Below are 22,869 nucleotides of genomic sequence, written 5' to 3' on the forward strand. Positions count from 1 at the left end.
CCTTAACGGGATTTACACCGAAATCAATAAGCATAATCTTTCAGCCGTTTTTTGAAATGAGACTTGGAACCTATTTAATTTTATCTCTAATATATAGCACGCCATTACTCATTTTCATTAATTATCATTAAGGTTTGAGTACTTTTGAGATAAATTCAAAAATTTCTCCGGAACCGTGATTCAAAATGTCATTTAAATCGCTTGGCTCATCCATGTCAGCCGCTGCATAAAATGATTTATGAATTTCACAGATAAAACTCCGCCTCAACGCCTCTTCTTGATGTTTTTTACAGCTTTCTCCGTAATAATTGACTTCGAAATCGGCCGGCGTGCTGATATACATCATATTTGTGCCGCCGTCTTTTCCGGGAGCGATTCGAACAATATCCGGACAGGCTGCCGCTTTGGTTTCGGATACGGATGCAGCTATAAATTCGGATTCGCAATTCGCAGATACAAATGCAGATTCGCGATTCATGGCCGCCGGGTTTGTCATTGCTTCGACATCTTCCTTTTTTAAAAGCGCTAAATCCGCCATCACGATTAAAACCGGAATTTCGGAGGATTTTAAATACGTGTTTACCGCCGTGTTTAAATCTGATTCGTCAATCAAAATTTTGATTTCAAAATCCGACCCGGACATTGCCGCCAAACGATTTTCATCGGATTTGTCCAATGCGCTTTTGGATAAAATATCGACTTGTTTGATTCCCGACTCTTTTAAAACAGCCAAAACGTTTTGAAGAGAAAGACCGACGAAAGCTTTCCGTTTTTCTTCCGTTAAAACGGGAGATAATCGCGATTTCGGATTGTCCGGCTTGAACGGAATAACGGTTTTGATTGCTCTCATCTTTTTTTCTTATTAAGGTAAATGGATATAATATTAACGGATAGCAAGCGGTTTCTTTAGAATTAAGAAATTCAAAATAATTAAAAAATAAACTCAAAATAATTAAAAAATAAACTAAAAATAATGAAAAAACCAAATCAAAGTAATCAAAAAAAAAAAAAAAAAAAAATCAAATGAATCAAAAAACCAAATCAAGTTAATCAAAGAGAAACAACAAACCGAATTTTAAACTTATCAAAAATATCCAGTAAAAATAAAAAAGAAGGGAATTGAAACGACGAATCGTTTCATTCAATTTTATGAACTTTCGGCGCGCCGCAAGTGCATTTGTCGACTTCACCGGTTTCACAGTATTTTTTGAAATGTTCCATTTGGTTGGTGCCTTTTTCCGTGATTGAAAATTCACAGAACCGGAGGAAAATATCGTAGGTGTCAGGCGTAATGATGTGTTCCATTTTACAGGCGTCATCTTCCGCAACATTTTCGGCAACACCGAGCGCGATTAAGAAATCTTTAATCGTTGTGTATTTTTTCTTGGTGCTGCTCGCGGTTTCTTTACCTTTTTGAGTGAGCGTGACGCCGCCGTATTTTTCATAATTGATGTAACCTTCGTCCGTTAATTTTTTCAGCATTCCCGTAACGCTTGACGGGCCGACATCGAGTTCGCGAGAAATATCTTTGACTTGAGCATACCCTTTTTCAGTGACGATTTTATCAATTGTTTTCAAATAATCTTCTTTTCTTTCGGTTGTCATATGAAAAACCTTCTTTTTCTTTAATTTCGTTTTAAATCCTTTTAAAGTGAATATTTTTAAAGTTCTCTGAAAAATATTCATAATACAGAAAATTATTTCATATATCCTATTTTAAAATATTTAAACGTTTTTCACGGTTTTCGCTCAAATGAAACACATATCGTTTTTCAACATAAATGTTAATAATCGTTCAAATTTTCATACTTTGTGTGTATTCATAATTCTTATATAACATAAAACCCTCTTGGAATCATTGTATTTGCTTAATAAAAGAAAATTGGGAGAATCATTATGGTTAAAGAAACCTTATTATTGGTCGGTCACGGCAGCAAGCTTCCGTACTCGAAACAATTGATTTTAGATATTGCTGAAAAAGTGAAAGCAAGAAATGAATTTGAAAATGTCGAAATCGGTTTGATGGAATTCAACGAACCCTCCATTCCCGATGCTTTGAAGAAAATCATTGAAGGCGGCTCTAAAAGAATCATTGTCGTTCCGGTCTTTTTGGCGCCCGGAACACACACGGAAAAAGATATTCCGAGAATTCTCGGTCTTTTAAAAGAAGAGGAAAGCTACCACAGCCACGACCATGAGCACCACCACGATCATGAACACGGCCACGGTCATCACGGCCACCACCATCACCACCACGGCGACCCGGTCGACATCCCCGAGGATGTTGAAATCGTTTACAAAAAACCGCTCGGCGCAGACGACAGAATTGTCGATATTGTGATGGAGCGCGCTTTAAATTCTTAAAATTGAAAAGTTTGACTTTTCAATTTTAATCTTTTTTCTTTTTACAATTCATATAATTCAAAATCATCGTTTTCGAAACCGTCGCCGAGCAATCTTGAAGAATCTGCTTCCGGCAGTTCGTGAACTTGTTTGAGTTTGCGGTTGATGTTTCTCGTTTTTGAATCCACCGAATCCAAAACGCTTGCAGCTTCGTCTAACTTTTTGCGCGTTTTTTCAAGCAGTTCGCCGAATTTGATAAATTCGGTTTTGACCGCGCCGAGAAGTTTTTGAATTTCCCCGGTTCGTTTTTCGACGGCAAGCGTTTGAAAACCCATGCGCAGGCTGTTTAAAAACGCGACCAAAGTCGTCGGCCCGACAATCGCAACACGATATTCGCGCTGAACAAATTCAAATAAGCCCGGCCGGCGCAGAATTTCGGCATAGAGTCCTTCCGCCGGAATAAACATGATTGCAAAATCTGTCGTATGCGGCAGACAAATGTATTTTTCCTGAATCGTTTTCGCGTTTCGTTTAACCGCGATTTCCAATTGTTTAGAACAATTTTCAATGTCGTCGGGATTGTTTTCGTAAGCGTCAAGCAGCCGCTGATAATCTTCAATCGGAAATTTGGAATCAATCGCTAAAAAGATCGGTCCGTCGCCGTCTTTTCCGGGGAGGCGGACCGCGTATTCCACGCGTTCCGCCGTATTCGGGCGAACAGCCGCATTTTTATCGAATTGATCCGGCGCCAAAACTTCTTCCAAAATCGCGCCGAGCTGAATTTCTCCGAGATTTCCGCGCGTTTTCACATTCGTCAGCACTTTTTTGAGATCGCCGACGCCGTTTGCAAGCGTCTGCATCTCGCCAAGGCCTTTGAAAACGTCATCCAGCCGCTGGCTGATTCCTTTAAACGATTCACTGAAACGTTTTTCAACGCTTTCCTGAAGTTTTTCATCAACGACATTTTTCATTTCATCCAATTTTTTGGCATTGGACTCCTGCATTTGAACCATTCGGATTTCCGTTGTTTCCCTAATTTTTTCAAGCTTCGCTTCCGTTATTTGATTCAGCTCCGCCTGCCGCTTTTCAAAAGTTTGAAATTTATTTTCCTGCGACATTTGAAAATTGGAAAGCGCTGCTGTCATTTCCTTTCGATTTTGATTTAAGGAAAGGCCGAGCTCTTCGCGATTTTGAGCGATTTCATTTCTCAAATTCAAATCCAGCCGAGAAATGTCGCGGTCAAATTCGTTGCGAATAAATGCAGTTTGCTCATCCGTTTTTTTTGAAAACGCGCCGAAATCCAAACCGGAATCTGATCCGGATCCGCCGCCGCGTTTGAATAATGTCAAAACAATGTTTAAAATTAAAAGAAAAACGGCGGCGATAAGCACAACTAAAATCATCAGTTCATATTCCATTCTTTAAAACTCCAATCTTTTGAGAAATTTAAAGAAAGGATATTATAAACGAAATTGCCGTGCGGAGTGAAAGTGTATATTTATATAATTGAGAACAGTAATTATTCATAGCAATTATATAAAAATAAAAATTGTGCAAAAATAAAAACGGAGTTTTAAAATGACAACTCATAAAATACAGCTGAAACGTGCTTATGATGATGTATCGGATGATGACGGATACCGCATTCTCGTTGACAGATTATGGCCGCGCGGTGTTTCCAAAGAACGCGCGCAAATTGATCTTTGGGCAAAAGACATAACACCGACGACCGATATCCGCGAAGAATTTCATCATGATCCGACTTTGTTTCCGCATTTTAAAGAAGAATATTCGGGCGAGTTGAAAACAAATCCGAAAGTTTCCGATTTTATTCAAACCGTTTCCGATAAACTCAAAAAAGGAAACGTAACGTTTGTTTACGCCGCCAAAGATCCGGTGTACAACCACGTCGTGATTTTGAAAGATTATGTTGAAAAGCATATGACGAAGAAATAACAAAAATGTAAAAATAAAAAAGTAAAAAAAAAAAAAAAAAAAAAAATGAAAAACACTTCAAGAGTGTTTTTCACATTTCAATTAAAATTAACTCTCTTTTTGCCCTTCAAAAATTTCCCGGTATTCCGGGTTCATTTCAAACGCTTTTTCAAATGCTTCATCCGCCTTTTCTTTATCGCCGATGACCTGAAGCGCAATGCCTTTTCCGAAATAAGCTTCGGCAGAAGGTTCAATCGCAATTGCCTGATCATACAAGCGAACCGCTTCGTCGGGGAATCCGGTTTGAACATAAACGAATGCGGCTTCAATATAAGCCGGAACAAAATTCGGATTGATTTCAATCGCTTCTCTGAAAGAGCCGGCGGCATCATCAAATTGTCCCAAAACAGCGTGCGTGTAGCCGCGGTTGAACCAAACATCAACTTGTTCGCCGTCGATTTCGGAAGCTTTGATAAAGCATTCAAGCGCTTCTGCAAATCGGCCGAGCGCGTTTAAGAGAATGCCCATATTGTTCCACGCGTCGTCGGATTCCGGGCGGATTTCAACGGTCTTTTTGTATGCGGCAAGCGCGTTGTCTGCATCGCCCATGGAATCAAAAGCAAGCGCTTTGTAATACCAAACATCCGCGTTTTCCGGATCGGACTCCAGAGCTTTGTCAAATTCCGGAATCGCGGCACCGTATTCGCCAAGCGCGCCGAGCGCAACCGCCTTTCCGAAATGCGCTTCTTTATAATCAGCGCGCAGCGCAATTGCTTTGTCATAAGATTCAATTGCCTTTTCAAAATTGCCGAGTTCGCCGTAAGCGATTCCTTTGCCGAGCCACGGGTTTTGGAATTGCGGATTGGAAGCAATGCTTTGGTCAAAAAACTGAAGCGATTCGGCGGCTCTGCCGCTTTCCATTAAAACAAAGCCCGCGCCGTTTGAAAAAACAGCATCGTCGGGATAAAAAGAAAGCGCTTTTAAGTAAACTTGATAAGCTTCTTCTTTTCGGTTGAATCGGCTCAAAACAGCCGCTTTGCTGCGTAAAAGAACAGTGTTCTCAGGCTCCAGCTCAAGACCGCTGTCAAACGCTTCAATCGCAGCGTCAAGCGCCTCATCGTCAGCGGCATCTGCTGCCAAATCCATGGCGATTTTGTGCCATTTCTGCGCGCTCACCTCTTCGCCGCCGTCCGCGTACGGGCATGAAAATGCGTCATCGTCGGCCGGAATGAACATGTTTAATTTGTTTTCTTCAGACATTTTTAAAACCTCAATATAAAATAATACAAAATAACGGTTAAGATATATAAGTGATGAGAACGAACAAATTCAAAAAAAAGAGCAATGAGCCGAAAAAATGAATTTTTCGGGGTTATCAATATAAATCATGAAAACATTTTGAAATCATAAAAACAATCAGAACAGACTGAAAAAAACGATTGAATCATCATGAAATTAAAAAGAGGCGCAACGTGGACGTAAAAATCGAAAAGCTGTCATTTGAAACGGTATCAAAAGCCGTTTCAGAAATATTAAAAATTTCGGAGACAACGCTTCCGAAAGACACAATGATTGCTTTAACCCGCGCCGCCGAAAAAGAATCAAATCCGATTGCAAAAGCGCAATTGGAATCCATTTTAAAAAATATTGAAATCGCAGGCGCCAAACAGGTTCCGATTTGTCAAGACACCGGCATTTTCATTTTCTTCGTTGAAATCGGGCGCGAGATTCACCTCGATTTCGATTTGGAAGGCGCAATCCGAGACGGGTGCGCGAAAGCGACCGAAAGCATTCCGCTTCGCCCGAATGTCGTTGACCCCCTGACACGGCACAACACAAAAAATAACCTCGGCGACGGTTTGCCCGAAATCAATTATTCCTTCGTCCCCGGCAGAAACTTGAAAATAACCGTTGCGCCGAAAGGCGCCGGCTCTGAAAATATGAGCGCGCTGAAAATGTTTACGCCGACCGAAATTCCGAAAATCAAAGAATTCATTGTCAAAACCGTTATGGATGCCGGCGGCAAACCGTGTCCGCCAATCATACTCGGAATCGGAATCGGCGGTTCGTTCAACCAATCCGCGAAACTTGCAAAAGAAGCGCTTTTGGAAGAATTAAGAGATCCGGAATCGACAGGCTCGGACGCGTACGATGATTTTGAAAAAGAAATTTTAACGGCGATTAACAGCCTCGGAATCGGATGTATGGGACTCGGCGGTGATACAACCGCGCTTTCCGCTCGAATTAAGAAAGCGTCCTGCCACACCGCGTCGCTTCCCGTCGCTGTCAACGTTCAATGTTGGGCCAACAGGCATGCGACAGCAATCTTTGAAGGTGACGACTGATGGCAACGCATAACCTGAAAACACCGCTTTTTGAACAAGATATCGCATCCGTGAACGCCGGCGACGTTGTTTACATCACCGGAACAATTTACACCGCGCGCGATGAAGCGCATCTTCGAATTTTGGAATACGACGCGGAAAACAAACCGCTTCCTTTTGATTTATCGGGCGCCGTGATTTATCATTGCGGACCGGTCATGGAAAAGAAAGAAGACGGATGGAAAGCGGTTGCGGCAGGGCCGACGACGAGTGACCGGATGACAAAAATGACGCCGGCCGTTTTGAAAAATCATGACATTCATGTTTTAATCGGAAAAGGCGGTATGATCGGGCTTGCCGAAACCATGAAAGAGCGGAAATGCATTTATTTATCATACACAGGCGGCTGCGCGGCTTTAGCCGTTGACATGATTCAAAACGTTCAAAATGTTTCGTGGGAAGATTTGGGAATGCCGGAGGCCGTATGGGAAATTCAGGTTGAAAATTTCGGTCCCCTGATTGTCGGAACAGATACCAAAGGCAACGATTTGTTCAGAGACGTTAAAGAAAAAGCAGCCGCCGTATTTCAAAAACAATTTGAGCAAAAAGATCAAAGAGACGAATGAAAATGGCTGCCGATAAAATTGTAATGCATATTGACATGGACAGCTTTTTTGCATCCGTTGAAATCCGCGATAATCCCGATTTAAAGGACAAACCTGTTGTTGTTTGCTCTAAGACATACCATTTGCACAAAGACACGTCCAGGGGCGTTGTCAGCGCGGCATCCTATCCGGCCCGCGAGTTCGGCCTGCATTCGGCAATGCCGCTCTCGGAAGCAAAAAGACTTTGTCCTGATGTGATTTGCCTGCCGATGAACAAAACATTGTATAAACAAGTTTCAGACAACGTGATTAAGATTATTCAAAAACATGTCAAAACGGTACAGCAAGTCAGCATCGACGAGGCGTATGTTTTGCCGGGAGAAGACATTCAAACTTACGAAGACGCTGCCGAATGTGCCCGAAAAATCAAAGCGGAAATCGCAGCCGCCGAAAGAATAACGTGTTCTGTCGGGATTGCGCCGAACAAATCGGTTGCGAAAATCGCTTCGGGATTTCAAAAACCGGACGGTTTAACGGTTGTCTTGCCCGAAAATGTATCCGACTTTTTATCGCCGCTACCGGTTACAAAAATTCCGGGCGTCGGCAAAAAAACGGCGGAAACGTTTGATCTTTTGGGAATTCAAACCGTCGGTGATTTGGCAAAGGCGGATAAACGCCGAATTTATGAAAAACTCGGCCGAAGCGGAATGGCGTTTCAGGATATCGCAAACGGCATTGACACATCTCAAGTGATGGAAACCGCCGATGCAAAATCAATCAGCCGATTCCATTCCCTGAATCCGTACACGAATGACTCGGCAATCATAAAAATGGGCGCGGAATCGATTTGTGAAGAAGTTCACGCGATTTTAATTCAGAAAAAGATGTTTTTCAAAACGATAACAATCGGAATCAGATATGCGGATTTCACAACCGTTACAAAATCCAAAAGCCATACAGTTCACACATCCGATGTGTATTTCCTAAAACGCCATGCTTTGGACATGCTTGAAGAATTGACGGCGAATAATGGAAATAAAAAGATTAAGCAAATCAATATCGGTGTTTCAAATCTGAAAAAAACAGATGTCAATCAAATGCAATTGACAGACTTTTTTTAAAATCTTTAAAAAAGATAAAATAATCAAAAAGATAGAATACTCATAAAATCAGTAGCTTGGCTGCATAAACTTTCAAAGATCAAAAGATTAATTCGTTTTGAATCAATTCTTGGATTTGCGGATGAAAAGGACGACAAATAAAGATAATAAGGCGCATGCTGCCAATCCGACGCCGGGAATTGTTTTTTCAGGTTCCGCATTGTCAGTATATGCTTGTGCATGTGTATTCTGTTCAATGATAATAGGAATGTCGCTAATGCCGTAAAATTGACCTGCTTCTTCAATAATTTGAATAACGGCATTCATTTCTTCGTCCGAATATTCGGAATGAATGGAAATTAAAATGACAGAATTTTGATACCCGTAACCGATGATAAATCCGCCGTTGTCCCAAAGATAAGGCGCTAATTTTCCGTCTTCATTCAGCTTTGACGTAACGCCCTGAAGCAAGACAAACCATTCATAAGACTCCCTGCCCTTCGAAAAAGCGGGAAGGGTTCCGAAAACGGCAATCGTGTCGGCGTTTAAAGAAGCCTGTTTAAAATAAGAAACATCCGTTGCAGGGGTGTTGTTAATAATATCTTGGATATATTCTTCAGAGAAATAACTGCTCGTATCGGATTCCGAAGCTCCTGCAGGAAGCGCGGAAGAAAGAAGTAACATGAGCAGCGCTGTGAAGATGACCAGCCGGCTGATTGTTTTTGCAGGTTTGTTTTTTGTAATTTCAGCCATAGTTATACCTTCAATAGATTAATATTTCAAAGAGAATATAAATCGTAATATTTACTACAAAGTCAAAGGGATATATAAATATTACGAAGAACAAACAGTCTCAAAAACAACAGCAAGAAAGAGAATTCGGCATACCGAAACCCATTTGAAAAAACAGAATTATTTTTTAAATTTGCGAACCGATAAAACGACTGCAATGAGAAGGAAGACACAAACTCCGAGACCGACGCCCGGAATTGTTTTGGTTTCGGCAGAAGATGCGCCGGAGGGTTTAAAAGCTTGCGCGTGAACGCTTTCTTCAATAATAATCGGTAAATCATTAATGTCTGCTTTTTTGCCTGCATCTTGAATAATTTTAATCACCGATTCAATTTCTTCATCTGCAAATTGAGAATCAGCGTTAACGGAAACATAAATATGATCATTCCGATACCCGTAACCGATAATAAAACCGCCGTTTTCCCAATGATAAGACGCTAATAAATCGCCGTTATGAATGTCTTTTAAAATGTCTTGAAGGACGAGTCCCCAGAGATATGATTCTTCGCCTTGGGGAAGCGCCGGAATTATTCCGAAAGCCGCGACAGTTTTAGAATTTAAAGAAGCCTGCTCAATTAATGCAGGGTTTGTCGCAGGCGTATTGTCGATAACTGATCGGACATACTCCGCCGGTAAATAACTTGAAGTTACTTCGTCACCGGATGCTGAAACTAAAGGAACGAAAAGAGAAACAAGCAAAAGCAGAACAAAAAAGACGGACGCTCGTCGAGAATAACAGCTCCGCAATAACTTTTCTGCAATCATGATTCATCCCTTCAATTCACGAAATTCAATGATAAAATGTTAACATTTGAAAAGAATTATTATAAAATTCACTTCTAAACACGAAATAAAGACATAGTAGTATAAAAAGATTATCTTTAAAAGTGAATCAAAAAGGAAATTTGTAATGTAAGAATATTACAAATCGGGAGGCTTATTAAAAAAGATTATTAAAAAGAAAAAAACAGAGAATTTAAGAATAATCCGCATGAAGGACTTAGAAATATAAACCAAATAGGAAAAATTGTCAAATAGGATTATTTCCAATTGTAATGACAATTAAACCGGATAACAAAATTCAAACCAAATCATCTATCAAAAATTAAAACTTAAAAAATTAATGAAAATTAAAAGAGATTAAACTAAAAAACCAAAATAAAATAAATCAAAAGCTAAAATTAAAAATTGAAATCAATTAAATTGAAAAAAAATGAAAAGATCAAAATAAAAAATAATAACTGTTATTTTTTACTTCAACGATCATTGATTGTCAACGGAACAACGCCCAGCTGATCTTTGATTTCCGTACACGGGACATAGTAAACTGTGCCGTTTCCGTCACCGCCTTCAAGAATGCCGAGAAGAACCGCAACATCGCGCTGTTCGCCGTTTATCGTCGCAACAGTTTTGACGTAAATCGGACCGCCGCTGTCTCCCGGAACAGAGTAGGATTCATCAGACAATTCTTCGATGACACCGACATGATTGACGGTATAATTGATTGTGCCGTTCTTAACCGTAAATGTCTGGTTGTAGCGAACACCATAGTAAGATCCTTCCGTGTATCCTGAAACGACACCGGACTTGCTGAGACGCATACCACTGCTGATGGCACCTTCATAACCGATAACGTCCAACAACCGATCATCGCCGTCGCCGGTATAGATAACAGCCTTTACATCGGATGAATTCATCGGAATGAAAACGGAATCGCCGACTTTACTCATTCTCGAGAATGTGCCGAGTTCGTTATTGGATCCGTAAGATTGTCTCGGCTGATAAGAAGTGGTGTTTTCAAAGTGGAAAACGTGAGCGACTGTAACAATTCCGCGTTCACTTGTATTGCTGACGTCTTTGGCTGCGTAACCGACAGTTCCGCCGCTTGTCGAAGTCGCGATCATCAAGCCGCCGACAACCGGACGCACTTTTTCAGATGCAAGTCCTTCAAGATTGCCGGATGAAGCAGCAGGCAAACTGACAGAATCGGACGGGCCTTTGAAAAGCGCAAGAATGCGATCAATAAAAGACGTTTCATTTGAAAGCGCTTCGTTGTCAAAAGCGTAATTGTCAGAAGACATTGTAACTGTAACCGGACTGTATTCAGCGCGAAGGCTTGTCAAATTTTCAAGACCGTCATAAATTCTGAGACCGTCATATCCGGATTCCCAAAGATACAGCAATTGCTCTTCGGTCAAATAAGAATCAATCATTTTTCCTTTGAAGAACGCCAAAGGCACATCTTCAAGGCCTTCCAAAGAAGCGTAATAATCAACGCGTGCCTTTACGGCAAGCATATCTTTTTCCGTAAACTCATCAACGCGCTCGTCTAAAATCATAATAGAAGTGTAACAGATACACTGCGTTCCCTGACCGATAATGACACCGCCGTTTGCGTAATGCAAACTTTGCATGACCTCATCGTCAGCCAACGCTCTTGAAATGTTACCCATTTGAAGCCAATATTCATAAGCTTCGATTCCTTTGGCTTTATCGGGAATTGTCCCGTAAGCAGCCAAAGCATCCGGATTATTTTCAAACATGGAATCGAATCTGTCGATTTGTGTTCCGGTCGTTTCATCCACGATTCTCTGAATTTCTTCTGCCGTCATATTGTGGTATGAAGAATATCTGATATCGTTGATAGCGGCGGCAGGGCTCACTAACCCGGCCATAATAAGAAATAACGCAACGAAACATACCATTTTTAAAGCTACCCGCATTCCAAATACTCCGTTTAATGGGAATAACCCCAATTGAGTTTTTTTATCGAATAAGAATGTATTCAATAATAAATTAATTGTTACTCTATATCCTATAATATAATATATATTTAAATTTTATGAAACAAGATTATACTTATTAAGAATAATACCGAATAAGACTTGTTTCAAATTTGTTTAAAACCGTTTTTAACGTTTTTCACGCCGGCTGAAGCTCGGCCCCCGATTAGAAAAAGTTATCATGTATTGAACCACCCTTTTTCTAATAATCGTAATATTATAATTAGAATGGTTTTCTATATATTTGAACTTTGTTTTTTCAACCGTTTCATTGAAGCCTAAATTAAATGAAAAAGATTATTATTTGGAAGAAAAAATCAGATCAATCAATTAATAATTAATTAAATGAATCAATTAAATGAATCTTAAATCAATCAATTAAATCAATTAATTAAATGAATCAATTAAATCAATTAATGAATCAATCATCCAATCAATTAAGATTCATTCAATTCTGCATCCGCTCTCTTTTTTCGAGATTTTGAAGCGCTTGGTTTTTTTGAATTGCTGCCTGCGCTTGCGTTACCGGCACCGATACCGACTGCACCGTCGTCTTCGGCCGAATTCTTTTTGCCTTTGCCTTTTGTTTTTCCGCCGTCGGGCTCGCCGCGCAATTTCCGTTCCAAATCCCGAACGATATCGCGCATTTGAATGGCGCGCTCAAAGTCCAGCATTTCCGCCGCCAGATTCATTTCCGCCTCGTATTGAATGATTAAATTCGGAATTTCGGCTTTCGGAACATATTTGACATCCGAAATCTCGGCCACTTGCTCACGAATCGGTTTAATAATTGTTTGCGGCGTAATGCCGTGTTCCTCGTTAAAGTCCATTTGGATTTTACGGCGCCTTTCTGTTTCTTCCATCGCGTTTTGAATGGATCCGGTCATCCTGTCCGCGTACAAAACGACTTTTGAATTGGAATTACGCGCGGCGCGGCCGATAATTTGAATCAGGCTTCGAGAATTTCGCAGGAAACCTTCTTTGTCGGCATCTAAAATACCGATAAAACCGACTTCGGGAATGTCCAATCCTTCACGAAGCAAGTTAATGCCGACCAAAACGTCAAAATTGCCGAGGCGAAGATTGCGGATAATTTCCGTCCGCTCAATCGTTTTAATATCGGAATGCAAATATCGGGTCTTAATGCCGGCTTCCGCCAAATATTCCGTCAACTCTTCCGCAAGCCGTTTTGTCAGCGTCGTCACAAGCGCGCGGTCGCCGTTTGCAATAACTTTGTGAATTTCTGAAATAATGTCATCGACCTGACCCTTAATCGGCCGGACCGTGACAATCGGATCAACAAGCCCTGTCGGGCGAATCACTTGTTCAACGACTTGAACCGATTGTTCGATTTCATAATCGCCGGGCGTTGCCGAAACGAAAATTGTATTTTTCATATAATTTTCGAACTCCTCAAACCGAAGCGGACGATTATCAAACGCACTCGGAAGCCTGAACCCGTAATCAATCAAAGATTTTTTACGAGCGCGGTCGCCGTTGTACATGCCGTGAACCTGCGGCAGCGTCTGGTGACTCTCGTCAATCACAATCATAAAATCATCAGGGAAATAATCAATCAAACAATACGGCTGCTCGCCGGGTTTTCGACCGTCAAAGTGCATCGAATAATTTTCAATTCCTTTACAGCTGCCGGTTTCTCGAATCATTTCCATATCGTAAAGCGTTTTTTGTTTTAAGCGGTGCGCTTCTAACATATCCAAATCGGGAAGACGCTCTTCCAATTCTTCCAAAATCGCTTTAACCGCGCGGTCCACTTCATTATCGGGAACAACGTAGTGACGCGCCGGATAAATGAAAAAAGAATCCATGTCAAAATTTTTCGTCGCGTTCAAGCCGTCAATTTCCGAAATCTTATCAATAACGTTTCCGAAAAATTCGATTCGAATAATATTCTCGTAATAACCGGGCATGACGTCAACCGTGTCGCCTTTGACACGGAAGCGGCCGGGCGCAAGATCCAAATCGTTTCGCTCGAACTGGCTGTCAACCAGCCGGCCGATCAAATCGTTTCGCTTCATTTGCATGCCGACAGAAACTTCAACGCCCATCTGCTCAAACCGTTCAGGGTTGCCGAGACCGTAAATACAGGAAACGGAAGCAACGACAATAACATCGCGCCTGGAAACCAAAGACGCGGTCGCTTCAAGACGCATTTGTTCGATTTTCGGATTGATCTGCGCGTCTTTTTCGATATACTGATCCTTTGCAGGAATATAAGATTCCGGCTGATAATAATCATAATAAGAAACGAAATATTCGACGCGGTTTTCAGGGAAAAACTCTTTAAATTCGTTGTAAAGCTGCGCTGCAAGCGTTTTATTGTGCGCGATGACAAGCGTCGGCCGCTGAACTTTTTCAATAACGTTTGCAATCGTATACGTTTTTCCGGAACCCGTCACGCCGAGAAGCGTCTGAAAACGGTCGCCGCGATTGACACCTTCGGCTAATCGAGCAATCGCCTCCGGCTGAGAGCCTTTCGGAGACATTTCAGAAACAAGTTTAAACGGCGGCGAATCGCGCTTACGCGTTTTAATTTCCAAATCTTTTTTTGAGTCCATAAATTCCACAGCTTTCGTTTTTTTGTAATAAATGAAATTAAATGATAATACTATAATTGAAAATTCAATTGAATTGAAAAATTGTACACTCTTATATTAATTCTTAATGACCGATGTGAAAGTGTTCAAAGATGAAAATGAATAAAAGGAAATGAAATTGATATGAAAGAAATAAAAATGAAAAGAGAATACTGTCGCTGAAAAACAGATCATTCAGGAAATAAATTCTCAACATTATTTATTCCATAAACTTTTTCTTGTGTTTTGAGTAAAGCTCGTGCACCATGCCGTCAGACAAACCGATGACAGGCGCATAGATTTTTTTGATACCGCACACTTTTAAAATGTGCCGATAAATGTAACAGGCCGGAACGATGACATCGGCACGATCGGGTTTTAACCCGAGTTCGGTGACGCGCTCTTCAAGGGAATAATTTTGCAGCATTTTGCTGACACCGCTCAAATCGGAAACCCTCAGCGGCTCATTGTTGACTTTTCCCGCGAGCAAATACAAACTGCGGATGTTGCCGCCGCTGCCGATCCCGACGACACTTTTGCCGCGAACGGTTTTTTTCAGCCACTTGTCCATTTCGTTCCAAGTTTCTTTTAAAACAAATCCTTCTTTTAAACGAATACAGCCGACGTTAAAGGATTTGGATTTTTTCTTGCCGCCGCCGACAAAAGTCACTTCCGTGCTGCCGCCGCCGACATCGATATAAAGATAAGAATAGCGCGGATCGAAGTTTTGTTCGATATGATTCGCGTAAATCAGCTTAGCTTCCTTTTTGCCGTCAATGATTTTTAAGTCAACGCCGGCTTTATTTTTGATTTTTTGAACAATCGCGTCACCGTTTTTCGCTTCTCGAAGAGCAGACGTGGCGCACGCCATTGTGTCGGCCACTTGAAAGCCGTCAATGATTTCGCGAAAGCCGCACATGGTTTTAATCAGCATTTTCGCCTTGTCATCCGAAATTTTGCCGCGCGAAAAAGCATCTTCGCCCAAGCGGACGGGAACGCGGAGCATTGTCATGCGCTCGAAAATAACTTCGTCTTCGACGGCACGAACATCCGTCAGCAGCAAACGAATCGCGTTGGACCCGACATCAATCGTTGCAAAAATCATAAAATTCCCCGTTTTCTTTCGTTGTTAAAATGAAAGTTGTTCTTTGTTTTAAGCTTTTGTTTGAAGGCGTGCAATAAATTTTATAAAAGGAAGCGCGTATTTATCAGAGAACGGGCGCTTTTTTCGCGCGCCGAATTTATCATTTTAATCGAATTATCGAAAAGAAAAACAAGCAAAAACATAAAAACAAAACAAAAAACGATACCCCTTTAGGAGGTTAAAAATAATGAGCTTAAATAATTACGCGCCGGACGTTTCCGGAAATCAGTTTCTGTCAAAAGTCTATTTGTGGATGTTTGTCGGAATGATCATTACAGCTGTCGCGTCTTACGCGATTTACTCAAGCCCGTCGCTTCAGGCAATGTTTCTCGGGACAATGCTGATGTTTGTTTTAGTGATTGTCGAGCTTGCAATTGTTATTCTTTTGAGCTGGAAAATTAAATCCATGTCGCCCGGAATGGCAACGGCGGCATTTATTTTCTACGCGCTTGTCAGCGGCATTACATTGACGCCGATTATCATGTATTACACGCTCAGCTCCGTTTTCGTTGTCTTTTTGATTACGGCCGGAATGTTTGTCGGCATGAGTTTGATCGGCTATTTCATTAAAAAAGATTTGAGCAGCCTTGGAAGATTCTTCCTAATGGCGTTAATCGGCTTGATTCTCGCGTCGCTTGTTAACATTATATTATATATGATTGCGCCGGGAACGGCTGTGATTATGGATTTCATATTAAGCGTCGCCGCCGTTTTGATTTTTGCAGGATTGACGGCGTATGACACGCAAAAAATCAAAAAGATTGGGCAGTCGATTGAATACGGCGCGCCGTACTCTCAAAACTTGGCAATCATTTGCGCTTTGAATCTTTATTTGGATTTCATCAACCTGTTTATCAATCTCCTTCGCATTTTCGGCGACAGAAGATAAACAAAGTAAATCCAAAAATTGAAATAAAAATGTGAATAATTTCACATTTTCATATTTCTTTTCTTTTTTCGTTTCTTTTTTTAATCTCAACCGTTTCGAGAGATACGGCTTTATAGATGACTGTCGAATTATCGCCATGAAAGATTTTGTGATTATCGGAAACAAAGCCGTGAACGGCGGCAAGATTTCTTTAAATGATCTGCCGGGCTCGGCCGGAAGAATGGATGTTTTGTGCCGCTGCGTCACGTCGGCGCTTTTCATTTCATTTGGAATGAGACGCGACGTGAATGTTTGGCTGATTTTAAAAGGCGAACCGGGACCGGATAAAATCGTTCGGTTTAACGGAGAAACCATGCGCATGCTCAATCCGGATGAAAGAAGTTCGGGGTCGCTGATTCAAAAGGCGCTTTTGATTGACGCGGCGGATGTTGAGAAACAATCGACTCCGGGTGTTTTTGTCAGATACGGAAAGTTGGAGCAGCTGCTTGGAGAAATTTCTGAAAAATCGCGCCCGCTGTTTTATTTAAAAGAAGACGGCGCGGATGTTTTTGAAATGATTCAAAACCAGCAGTCCGCCGCGCTTTTGGAAAACGGCGTTTACATTTTGGGCGACAATCAGGGCGTTTTTGAAGACGATGAGAAAACAATTGAGGGCGCAGGCGCGTCTAAGATTTCCGTCGGGCCGATTTCATTGCTTTCAAGCCAGTGCGTTACGCTGATTTTAAACGCGCTTGACAGAGCAATGCCGAATGAACTTGTAAACGAATAAATATAAAAACAAAAGAAACGATAATGAATAGAACATTTTTGTTCGATAAAATTTGCGAGGAAATAAAATGACCCCTGATGAAGAAAAAGTTCTCAAAGCGATGAAAGACATCGGAAAACCCGTTCGACCCGGCGATGTCGCCGAAGCGACAGGCATTGACAGCAAAGAAGTCAGCAAAATCATTGCGTCTTTAAAGAAACTGGAACTTGTCGACTCCCCTAAGAGATGTTATTACGCGCCGAAATGATTGATTTTCAATCATTTTCATATTTTTCTTTTTTAATTAAAGGCTTAACGCCGCCCCCTTTTTTGATTTCGCTGTTTGTATTCAGCCCTTATCCTTTTATATATCAGATAACCTATTTTATGGATAAGAAATCAATTGAAAAGTGTTGGCGACAACAGATTTTCAATAACAAAAGAAATATTTTAAATCATTTTTATTTTAGATTATTATTTTTGGAAGAGAGATTATGGCAGAGAAAAAAGGAGTCGGCAATTTTTTGAAAAAAGCGTTCGCGCTTAAAAAGAATGAAGAGGAAGAAAGCGCAGCGAAAACACCAGCGAAGCCGACGACAAGAGCTGCGGCCAAGCCGGCGGCAAAAGCAGCAGCCAAGCCGGCGGCAAAAGCAGCAGCCAAGCCGGCAACAAAAGCAGCAGCCAAGCCGACAGCAAAAGCAGCAGCCAAGCCGGCAGCAAAAGCAGCGGTCAAGCCCGCGGCAAAAGCGATTCCTGCCGCCGCCAAGCGGACGACTGCCGCTCCGGTCTCGGCCGCCGCGCCCGCGTCAAAAGCACCGATCGAATTTTCAAAAAATATGACAAAAGCGGACAATGTTCGTCTTTATATTTATCAGAATTATTTTAAGCCGGCGAAATTAAAGGGGCAGAACAAAATCACATTGATTGCCGGCGATGTTCATACCGATATGGGTTTGAAATCCGAAATGCCGACCGTGACATCGGCGATGAAAACCCGAATCGACCGTTTGTATGACGTTGAAATTACAGATATTAAGCCGCCGGGCGGCGCAAATTCCAAATTAACCGTCAAATATGATTTGAAAAATTTGTACATGGAAGAAGAAGCGATTAAGCCTGTGACGGAAAAAATCGAAAAGCTCGGTGAGACCGCGCCGAAAAGAACATCTTCCAAACAAGCCGCGGATTCCGAAAGCAGTTATTTGATTCTCAAAGAGCTTGAAGAAAAATTGCGCTCTTTTGTTTCCGATCGCGTTGAAGCGCGTTTCGGAAAAGAATGGTGGAAAGGCACCGACATGAGCTTTTTGGCGGACCGCTGGAACGAACGCCGAATCATGAATGACCGAACGAACGCAGACAAGAAAAGAAGCACGAACGAGCCGCTGATTAATTACGCGAGTTTCAGCGATTACCGCAGAATCATCAACAATCCGTTTGCCTGGGACGCTTTTGAAGAATATTTCCCTGACCGCGGCTGGATTATTCAGCGTTTAAAAGAACTTGACCCGATCAGAAACGCGATTATGCATCATACACCGCTGGAAGATGACGATTACATCCGCCTCAGTTTGTATTCAAGAGACATTTTAAAAATCATCGACAAGCCGGCCGGAAAAGGAAAAGCGAAATAAAAACGAATGTGAGAGGGACAGAATGTCAAAGGAAAGCAAAAATAAAGGAAAGCTCAGCCAAACGGATAAGGAAAACGTTGCCGTTTTGCTTCAAGCCGCCAAAGGTGCCGGCGCGGTTGAAGCGCTTTACATTGACGCGGAAGACATCATCGTTGACGACCGCGTTCGTTTGAAATGCTTTGTTCCGCTCTGCCGCCATTACGGCGACTTGGTCTGCCCGCCGAATGTGCCGACACCGGATGGATTCAGAAAATATTTATCGCTTTACCGATTCGCGATTTTGCTTTCAACGCAATATGACAATCCGCCGAAACCGGCGTCACTCATTGATTCCGAAGACGTTTCCAACGAAATCCGCAAAAAATCAACGGATTTGTCTGAAATATTATTAAAAATGGAAGCCGTTTCACTTCAAAAAGGATACCGATTCGCCGCCGGATTTACGGGCGGCAGCTGCCATTATTGCGACGGGTGCGTGAAAACGGGCGGCGAGTGCAAAACGCCTTACAAAGCAAGACCGTCAATGGAAGCCGTCGGCGTTGACGTTGTCGGAACGCTTCAAAATGTCGATATGAATTTAGAATTTCCCGTCAGCGACAAAGTCAAATGGTGGGGACTTTTGCTGGTGGATTAAAATCCGCCGGCCTTTTTCGTTTTTAAAAAATATTGCAGCCGGCGCGACCTTTGACGCGCGGCTGACTGAAACATTTTTGACTTGGATTTTTGAGTTTCTGTTTTTTACATTTTATTCTTGAATCGTAAAATCATCGAAATCTTCGGCGAACTCGCCTTCTTTAAAATCATCTTCCGTCATCATTTCGGCGTTTGCCAAATCATCGCCGGTCACCAGATCTTCGATTCCGGGCTCGCTTGTGATGTCGCCTTCAAATGTCGTGTTTTCCAAAATGTTTTTCAAAACTTCATCGGCATCGCGCTCAACCATATATTTTTTCGCGAAATGGTTCAAAACATTTTCAATGTCGCGGCGAAGCAGTTCTTCGGCGTGAGGATGGTCTTTTGTGATATACTGCGGCCAGTCGATGATTTGAACGCCTTCGTCGGAGACGAAAATATTGTATTCGCTGAGGTCGTTATGAATAATTCCTTTCGCGTAAATCAGCTGAATTTGTTTGAGAATTTCATCTAAATACCATTCCGGATCCAGCACTTTTGTCTTTGAAAGCTCGCTGCCTTTGGCGACTTCCATCACAATCGTGTGCCGGTTTTGGTCAATCGGCTTCGGAATTGAAATGTCGGGATACAGACTTTTCATAATCGTAAATTCGCGTTTCGCCGCCAATCTTGCCGCGTAAATCCATGAAAAATGCTCTTTGCCGACCAAATGCTCGCGCGTTCGTTTGACTTGCTTGAAACTGGTTCGGCCTTCGCGGTGAAGTTTGAGAATCAAAACTTCCGGCTCGGCAATTTCAATCTCCGGTTCCTTGAGCACTTCGATGACAACCGATTCTTTGCCGACGCCGATTTCACTGCCGACCGCAGCAATTGTTTTGCGCTGAACATAAGTGTGAAGCGCAAGCGCGTCGTAGGCTTCGAAATAAATTTTGTAGCCGATGTAAGGATCAATGGTGCTGACGACCATTTTTTTGCGGCGCAGACGTTCTAAATGAAAAGCCAGTTTTTCGGCCGGAAGCCCGACATATTTCTGAAGTTCGGGAACGGGAACCCATTCAAAATTTTTCATTTCGATTTCAATGCCCGTTAAAATTCGAAAATCTCGCGGCGTTAATTCTTTGAATACTTTTAATGTGTCATCAAGCATGAACGAAGTATAAGCGGTTCGGATTTAGAAACTTTTTGTATAGCCGGCCAAATAAAAACCGGAAAACGAAAAGCTCATAAGAAAACGAATCATTTTCGGTTTATGAGAGTTAACTGCGAAAAAGACGGAATTGAACAGATGGCGCTTGAAATTTTGGCGGCCGCCAGAACCGCGCCGAAAGCGAAGGGTTTTGACAATATCGTAACTTACCTTTTGGAAGGCGATGAGATTGAAACCGTTGCCGCCGCGATGGAAAATCTTGCCGAAAAACTCGGCGCGTTTTTAATCCGCGACGCTGAAAATTTAAGAAATTCCGATGCCGTTGTGATGATTGGTTTGAAAGAATCGCGCCCGATCGGACTCAATTGCGGCACTTGCGGATTTGAAACGTGCGCCGATTTTAAAAAACACGAACAAACCAAAGACACGCCGTTTGTCGGCCCGATTTGTTCCGTCAAATCCGTTGATTTGGGAATCGCGCTCGGCTCGGCCGCCGCAAAAGCGAAAGACATGTGTTTGGATAACAGAATTATGTACTCGGCCGGCGCCGCGGCTTGTAAAATCGGATTAATTGATGCCGAATGCGCGTACGCGATTCCGCTTTCAATGTCCGGCAAAAGTATTTACTTTGACCGCGCGGAAATGGCAGCGGCAAAACAAATGAAAAAATAAAATGATTGAAAAATCAGAAATCAAAAACAGAAGAATTAAAAATAATTAAAAATAATTAAAAAAAAGTTAAATAAAAAACAGAAACAAAAAATAAAATGAGAATGATTCGATTGAATCATTCTTCAAAAGCTTCTTTCACTTTTTTGAAAAAACCGCCTTTCTCTTTTTTCTCTTTCTTTTTCACACCGGCTTTTGTGGTTGTGTCAAATCCGGATGTTTTCGCGAAATCTTCGAGCAGTTTGCGCTGATCGGTAGAAAGCTTGTCGGGCGTAATCAAATTGATTGTCACATATTGGTCGCCGACGGATTTGCTGTTAACGCGCGGGAAACCTTTGCCTTTCAAACGGAAAGTGCTGCCGTTTTGAGTGCCTTCGGGAACCGTCATCATGACGTCGCCGCCAAGCGTTCGGACTGTAATTTCCGTTCCGAGCGCGGCTTGAATAAAATTCAAATCGACATTGACATAAACATCATCACCCTCGCGAACGAAATACCCGTCTTGCGTGATGCGGACAACGACATACAAGTCGCCGGCAGGAGCGCCCGGATCGCCGACGTTGCCGTCACCGGGGTAGCGCAGACGCATACCGTTTGGCGCGCCGGCCGGAACCGCAACAGACATTTTCTTTGTCGAGCGCACTTTTCCTTTGCCGGAGCATTTCGGACAAGGCGTGTCGATTTTTTGACCGCTGCCGTGGCAAGTCGGACAAGTGGATTGAGAAATCATGTTGCCAAAAGGCGTTTGGATTGTGCGCTGCACATTTCCGCTGCCGCGGCATTCGGGGCAAGCTTTTGCAACCGTTCCGGATTTGGCGCCGGTGCCCGAGCATTTATCGCACGTAATGATTTTCGGAACTTCGATTTCAACCGTCTTTCCTTTGTACGCTTCTTCAAGCGTTAAGCGGAGTTCATATTGTAAATCCGCACCGCGCTGCGGACCGCGTGTTCGAGTGCTGCCAAAACCGCCGCCGAAAATATTTCCGAAAATGTCGCCGAAAATATCACCGAAATCGCTGAAGTCGGCGCCTCTGAAAATATCTTCCTGAGAATACTGGCTGTCAAAGCCGGCGTGGCCGAATTTGTCATAAGAAGCGCGTTTTTCAGAATCGGATAAAACCGCGTAAGCTTCTGAAATTTCCTTGAATTTTTCTTCCGCTTCGGGAGAGTCGTTTTTGTCGGGATGGTATTTCATCGCAAGCTTGCGGTAAGTTTTTTTGATCTCGTCGTCGGATGCGTCTTTTGAAACGCCGAGAATTTCATAATAATCTGATTTCGATGTCATAAGAAACCCTTTTTTAAAATTAATAAATGATGTAAATAAATGATAGTATGAATAACGCAAGCAATTTGCATTGATATAATGATGATGGTAGTGAGATGGATTGTGAGATGGATGTAGTAATGGATGTAGTAATGAATGTGGTGAAGTGGAAGTGAGAGGGTGATAAGATGGATGATAAGATGAAAGACAAATAATTTATGAGATTTATAGAATAATTCAGATTTGATTTATAGAATAATTCAGA

General features: G+C 42.1%; 21 protein-coding genes and 1 pseudogene. 11 read left to right on the plus strand and 11 right to left on the minus strand.

What is annotated here, in order from left to right; translation table 11 throughout:
- Window positions 1–127: 127 nt before the first annotated feature.
- Together MmiEs2_RS04665 and MmiEs2_RS04670 are read right to left on the minus strand one after the other, a co-directional pair.
- Window positions 128–850: a glycosyltransferase family protein gene (locus MmiEs2_RS04665; RefSeq protein WP_316558724.1), complete on the minus strand. Its 723-nt coding sequence runs from the start codon at window positions 848–850 to the stop codon at window positions 128–130.
- A gap of 287 nt (window positions 851–1,137) precedes the next feature.
- Window positions 1,138–1,605 carry a metal-dependent transcriptional regulator gene (locus tag MmiEs2_RS04670; protein ID WP_316558725.1) on the minus strand — a complete coding sequence of 156 codons (468 nt, stop codon included), beginning with the start codon at window positions 1,603–1,605 and terminating at the stop codon, window positions 1,138–1,140.
- Window positions 1,606–1,896: 291 nt separating this feature from the next.
- On the opposite strand from MmiEs2_RS04670, the gene cfbA reads away from it, so the two are divergent.
- Window positions 1,897–2,364: a sirohydrochlorin nickelochelatase gene (cfbA, locus tag MmiEs2_RS04675; RefSeq protein ID WP_316558726.1), complete on the plus strand. Its 468-nt coding sequence runs from the start codon at window positions 1,897–1,899 to the stop codon at window positions 2,362–2,364.
- Window positions 2,365–2,405: 41 nt separating this feature from the next.
- Here the strand turns inward: cfbA and MmiEs2_RS04680 are convergent, their stop codons facing one another.
- A complete protein-coding gene (locus MmiEs2_RS04680; protein ID WP_316558727.1) occupies window positions 2,406–3,761 on the minus strand; it encodes a DNA recombination protein RmuC in 1,356 nt (451 codons plus the stop codon).
- A gap of 160 nt (window positions 3,762–3,921) precedes the next feature.
- On the opposite strand from MmiEs2_RS04680, the gene MmiEs2_RS04685 reads away from it, so the two are divergent.
- Window positions 3,922–4,299 (plus strand): DUF488 domain-containing protein, encoded by a 378-nt coding sequence (locus tag MmiEs2_RS04685; protein WP_316558728.1) that lies wholly within the window; start codon window positions 3,922–3,924, stop codon window positions 4,297–4,299.
- Between the two features lie 87 nt (window positions 4,300–4,386).
- On the opposite strand, the gene MmiEs2_RS04690 is transcribed toward MmiEs2_RS04685, so the two are convergent.
- Entirely contained in the window at window positions 4,387–5,538 is a 1,152-nt protein-coding gene (locus MmiEs2_RS04690) for a tetratricopeptide repeat protein (RefSeq protein ID WP_316558729.1), read from the minus strand.
- 212 nt (window positions 5,539–5,750) lie between these two features.
- Between MmiEs2_RS04690 and MmiEs2_RS04695 the strand changes: the two genes are divergently transcribed.
- From MmiEs2_RS04695 to dinB, 3 genes are read left to right on the plus strand one after another with little or no spacing between them, the layout of a single operon-like run.
- The gene (locus MmiEs2_RS04695; protein ID WP_316558730.1) at window positions 5,751–6,623 is read left to right on the plus strand and encodes a fumarate hydratase; all 873 of its coding nucleotides are present in this window, start codon (window positions 5,751–5,753) and stop codon (window positions 6,621–6,623) included.
- A complete protein-coding gene (locus MmiEs2_RS04700; protein WP_316558731.1) occupies window positions 6,623–7,228 on the plus strand; it encodes a FumA C-terminus/TtdB family hydratase beta subunit in 606 nt (201 codons plus the stop codon). Before MmiEs2_RS04695 ends, MmiEs2_RS04700 begins: the two co-directional genes overlap by 1 nt.
- A gap of 2 nt (window positions 7,229–7,230) precedes the next feature.
- A complete protein-coding gene (gene dinB, locus MmiEs2_RS04705) occupies window positions 7,231–8,328 on the plus strand; it encodes a DNA polymerase IV (protein WP_316558732.1) in 1,098 nt (365 codons plus the stop codon).
- Window positions 8,329–8,430: 102 nt separating this feature from the next.
- Here the strand turns inward: dinB and MmiEs2_RS04710 are convergent, their stop codons facing one another.
- The 5 genes and pseudogenes from MmiEs2_RS04710 to MmiEs2_RS04730 all read right to left on the minus strand — a co-directional run bounded on the left by MmiEs2_RS04710 (window position 8,431) and on the right by MmiEs2_RS04730 (window position 15,584).
- Complete coding sequence (locus tag MmiEs2_RS04710) at window positions 8,431–9,060, minus strand: hypothetical protein (protein WP_316558733.1); 630 nt, start codon at window positions 9,058–9,060, stop codon at window positions 8,431–8,433.
- Window positions 9,061–9,219: 159 nt separating this feature from the next.
- Window positions 9,220–9,864, minus strand: coding sequence for a hypothetical protein (locus MmiEs2_RS04715; protein ID WP_316558734.1), 645 nt, complete (start codon window positions 9,862–9,864; stop codon window positions 9,220–9,222).
- A gap of 491 nt (window positions 9,865–10,355) precedes the next feature.
- Window positions 10,356–11,774, minus strand: a complete 1,419-nt coding sequence (locus tag MmiEs2_RS04720) for a chymotrypsin family serine protease (protein WP_316558735.1) — start codon at window positions 11,772–11,774, stop codon at window positions 10,356–10,358.
- Between the two features lie 716 nt (window positions 11,775–12,490).
- Window positions 12,491–14,461 (minus strand): annotated as a pseudogene (uvrB, locus tag MmiEs2_RS04725) (excinuclease ABC subunit UvrB); the annotation flags it as partial.
- Window positions 14,462–14,699: 238 nt separating this feature from the next.
- On the minus strand, window positions 14,700–15,584 hold the full coding sequence (locus tag MmiEs2_RS04730; protein ID WP_316558736.1) for a Ppx/GppA phosphatase family protein: 885 nt from the start codon (window positions 15,582–15,584) through the stop codon (window positions 14,700–14,702).
- 226 nt (window positions 15,585–15,810) lie between these two features.
- Between MmiEs2_RS04730 and MmiEs2_RS04735 the strand changes: the two genes are divergently transcribed.
- The 5 genes from MmiEs2_RS04735 to MmiEs2_RS04755 all read left to right on the plus strand — a co-directional run bounded on the left by MmiEs2_RS04735 (window position 15,811) and on the right by MmiEs2_RS04755 (window position 19,525).
- On the plus strand, window positions 15,811–16,512 hold the full coding sequence (locus MmiEs2_RS04735; protein WP_316558737.1) for a Bax inhibitor-1/YccA family protein: 702 nt from the start codon (window positions 15,811–15,813) through the stop codon (window positions 16,510–16,512).
- Window positions 16,513–16,648: 136 nt separating this feature from the next.
- Window positions 16,649–17,281, plus strand: a complete 633-nt coding sequence (trmY, locus tag MmiEs2_RS04740) for a tRNA (pseudouridine(54)-N(1))-methyltransferase TrmY (RefSeq protein WP_316558738.1) — start codon at window positions 16,649–16,651, stop codon at window positions 17,279–17,281.
- Between the two features lie 67 nt (window positions 17,282–17,348).
- Entirely contained in the window at window positions 17,349–17,528 is a 180-nt protein-coding gene (locus MmiEs2_RS04745) for a transcriptional regulator (RefSeq protein ID WP_316558739.1), read from the plus strand.
- A 226-nt stretch (window positions 17,529–17,754) separates the two neighbouring features.
- Window positions 17,755–18,891 (plus strand): Swt1 family HEPN domain-containing protein, encoded by a 1,137-nt coding sequence (locus MmiEs2_RS04750; protein WP_316558740.1) that lies wholly within the window; start codon window positions 17,755–17,757, stop codon window positions 18,889–18,891.
- Between the two features lie 22 nt (window positions 18,892–18,913).
- Window positions 18,914–19,525 (plus strand): DUF2284 domain-containing protein, encoded by a 612-nt coding sequence (locus MmiEs2_RS04755; RefSeq protein WP_316558741.1) that lies wholly within the window; start codon window positions 18,914–18,916, stop codon window positions 19,523–19,525.
- A gap of 111 nt (window positions 19,526–19,636) precedes the next feature.
- Here the strand turns inward: MmiEs2_RS04755 and MmiEs2_RS04760 are convergent, their stop codons facing one another.
- Window positions 19,637–20,671 carry a serine/threonine-protein kinase RIO2 gene (locus MmiEs2_RS04760; RefSeq protein WP_316558742.1) on the minus strand — a complete coding sequence of 345 codons (1,035 nt, stop codon included), beginning with the start codon at window positions 20,669–20,671 and terminating at the stop codon, window positions 19,637–19,639.
- A gap of 102 nt (window positions 20,672–20,773) precedes the next feature.
- Here MmiEs2_RS04760 and MmiEs2_RS04765 point away from each other — a divergent pair, with 102 nt between their 5' ends.
- The gene (locus MmiEs2_RS04765; protein WP_316558743.1) at window positions 20,774–21,343 is read left to right on the plus strand and encodes a ferredoxin domain-containing protein; all 570 of its coding nucleotides are present in this window, start codon (window positions 20,774–20,776) and stop codon (window positions 21,341–21,343) included.
- A gap of 115 nt (window positions 21,344–21,458) precedes the next feature.
- On the opposite strand, the gene dnaJ is transcribed toward MmiEs2_RS04765, so the two are convergent.
- Window positions 21,459–22,625 (minus strand): molecular chaperone DnaJ, encoded by a 1,167-nt coding sequence (dnaJ, locus tag MmiEs2_RS04770; RefSeq protein ID WP_316558744.1) that lies wholly within the window; start codon window positions 22,623–22,625, stop codon window positions 21,459–21,461.
- Window positions 22,626–22,869 lie beyond the last annotated feature (244 nt).

Source organism: Methanimicrococcus stummii, assembly GCF_032594435.1.
Taxonomy (GTDB): domain Archaea; phylum Halobacteriota; class Methanosarcinia; order Methanosarcinales; family Methanosarcinaceae; genus Methanimicrococcus; species Methanimicrococcus stummii.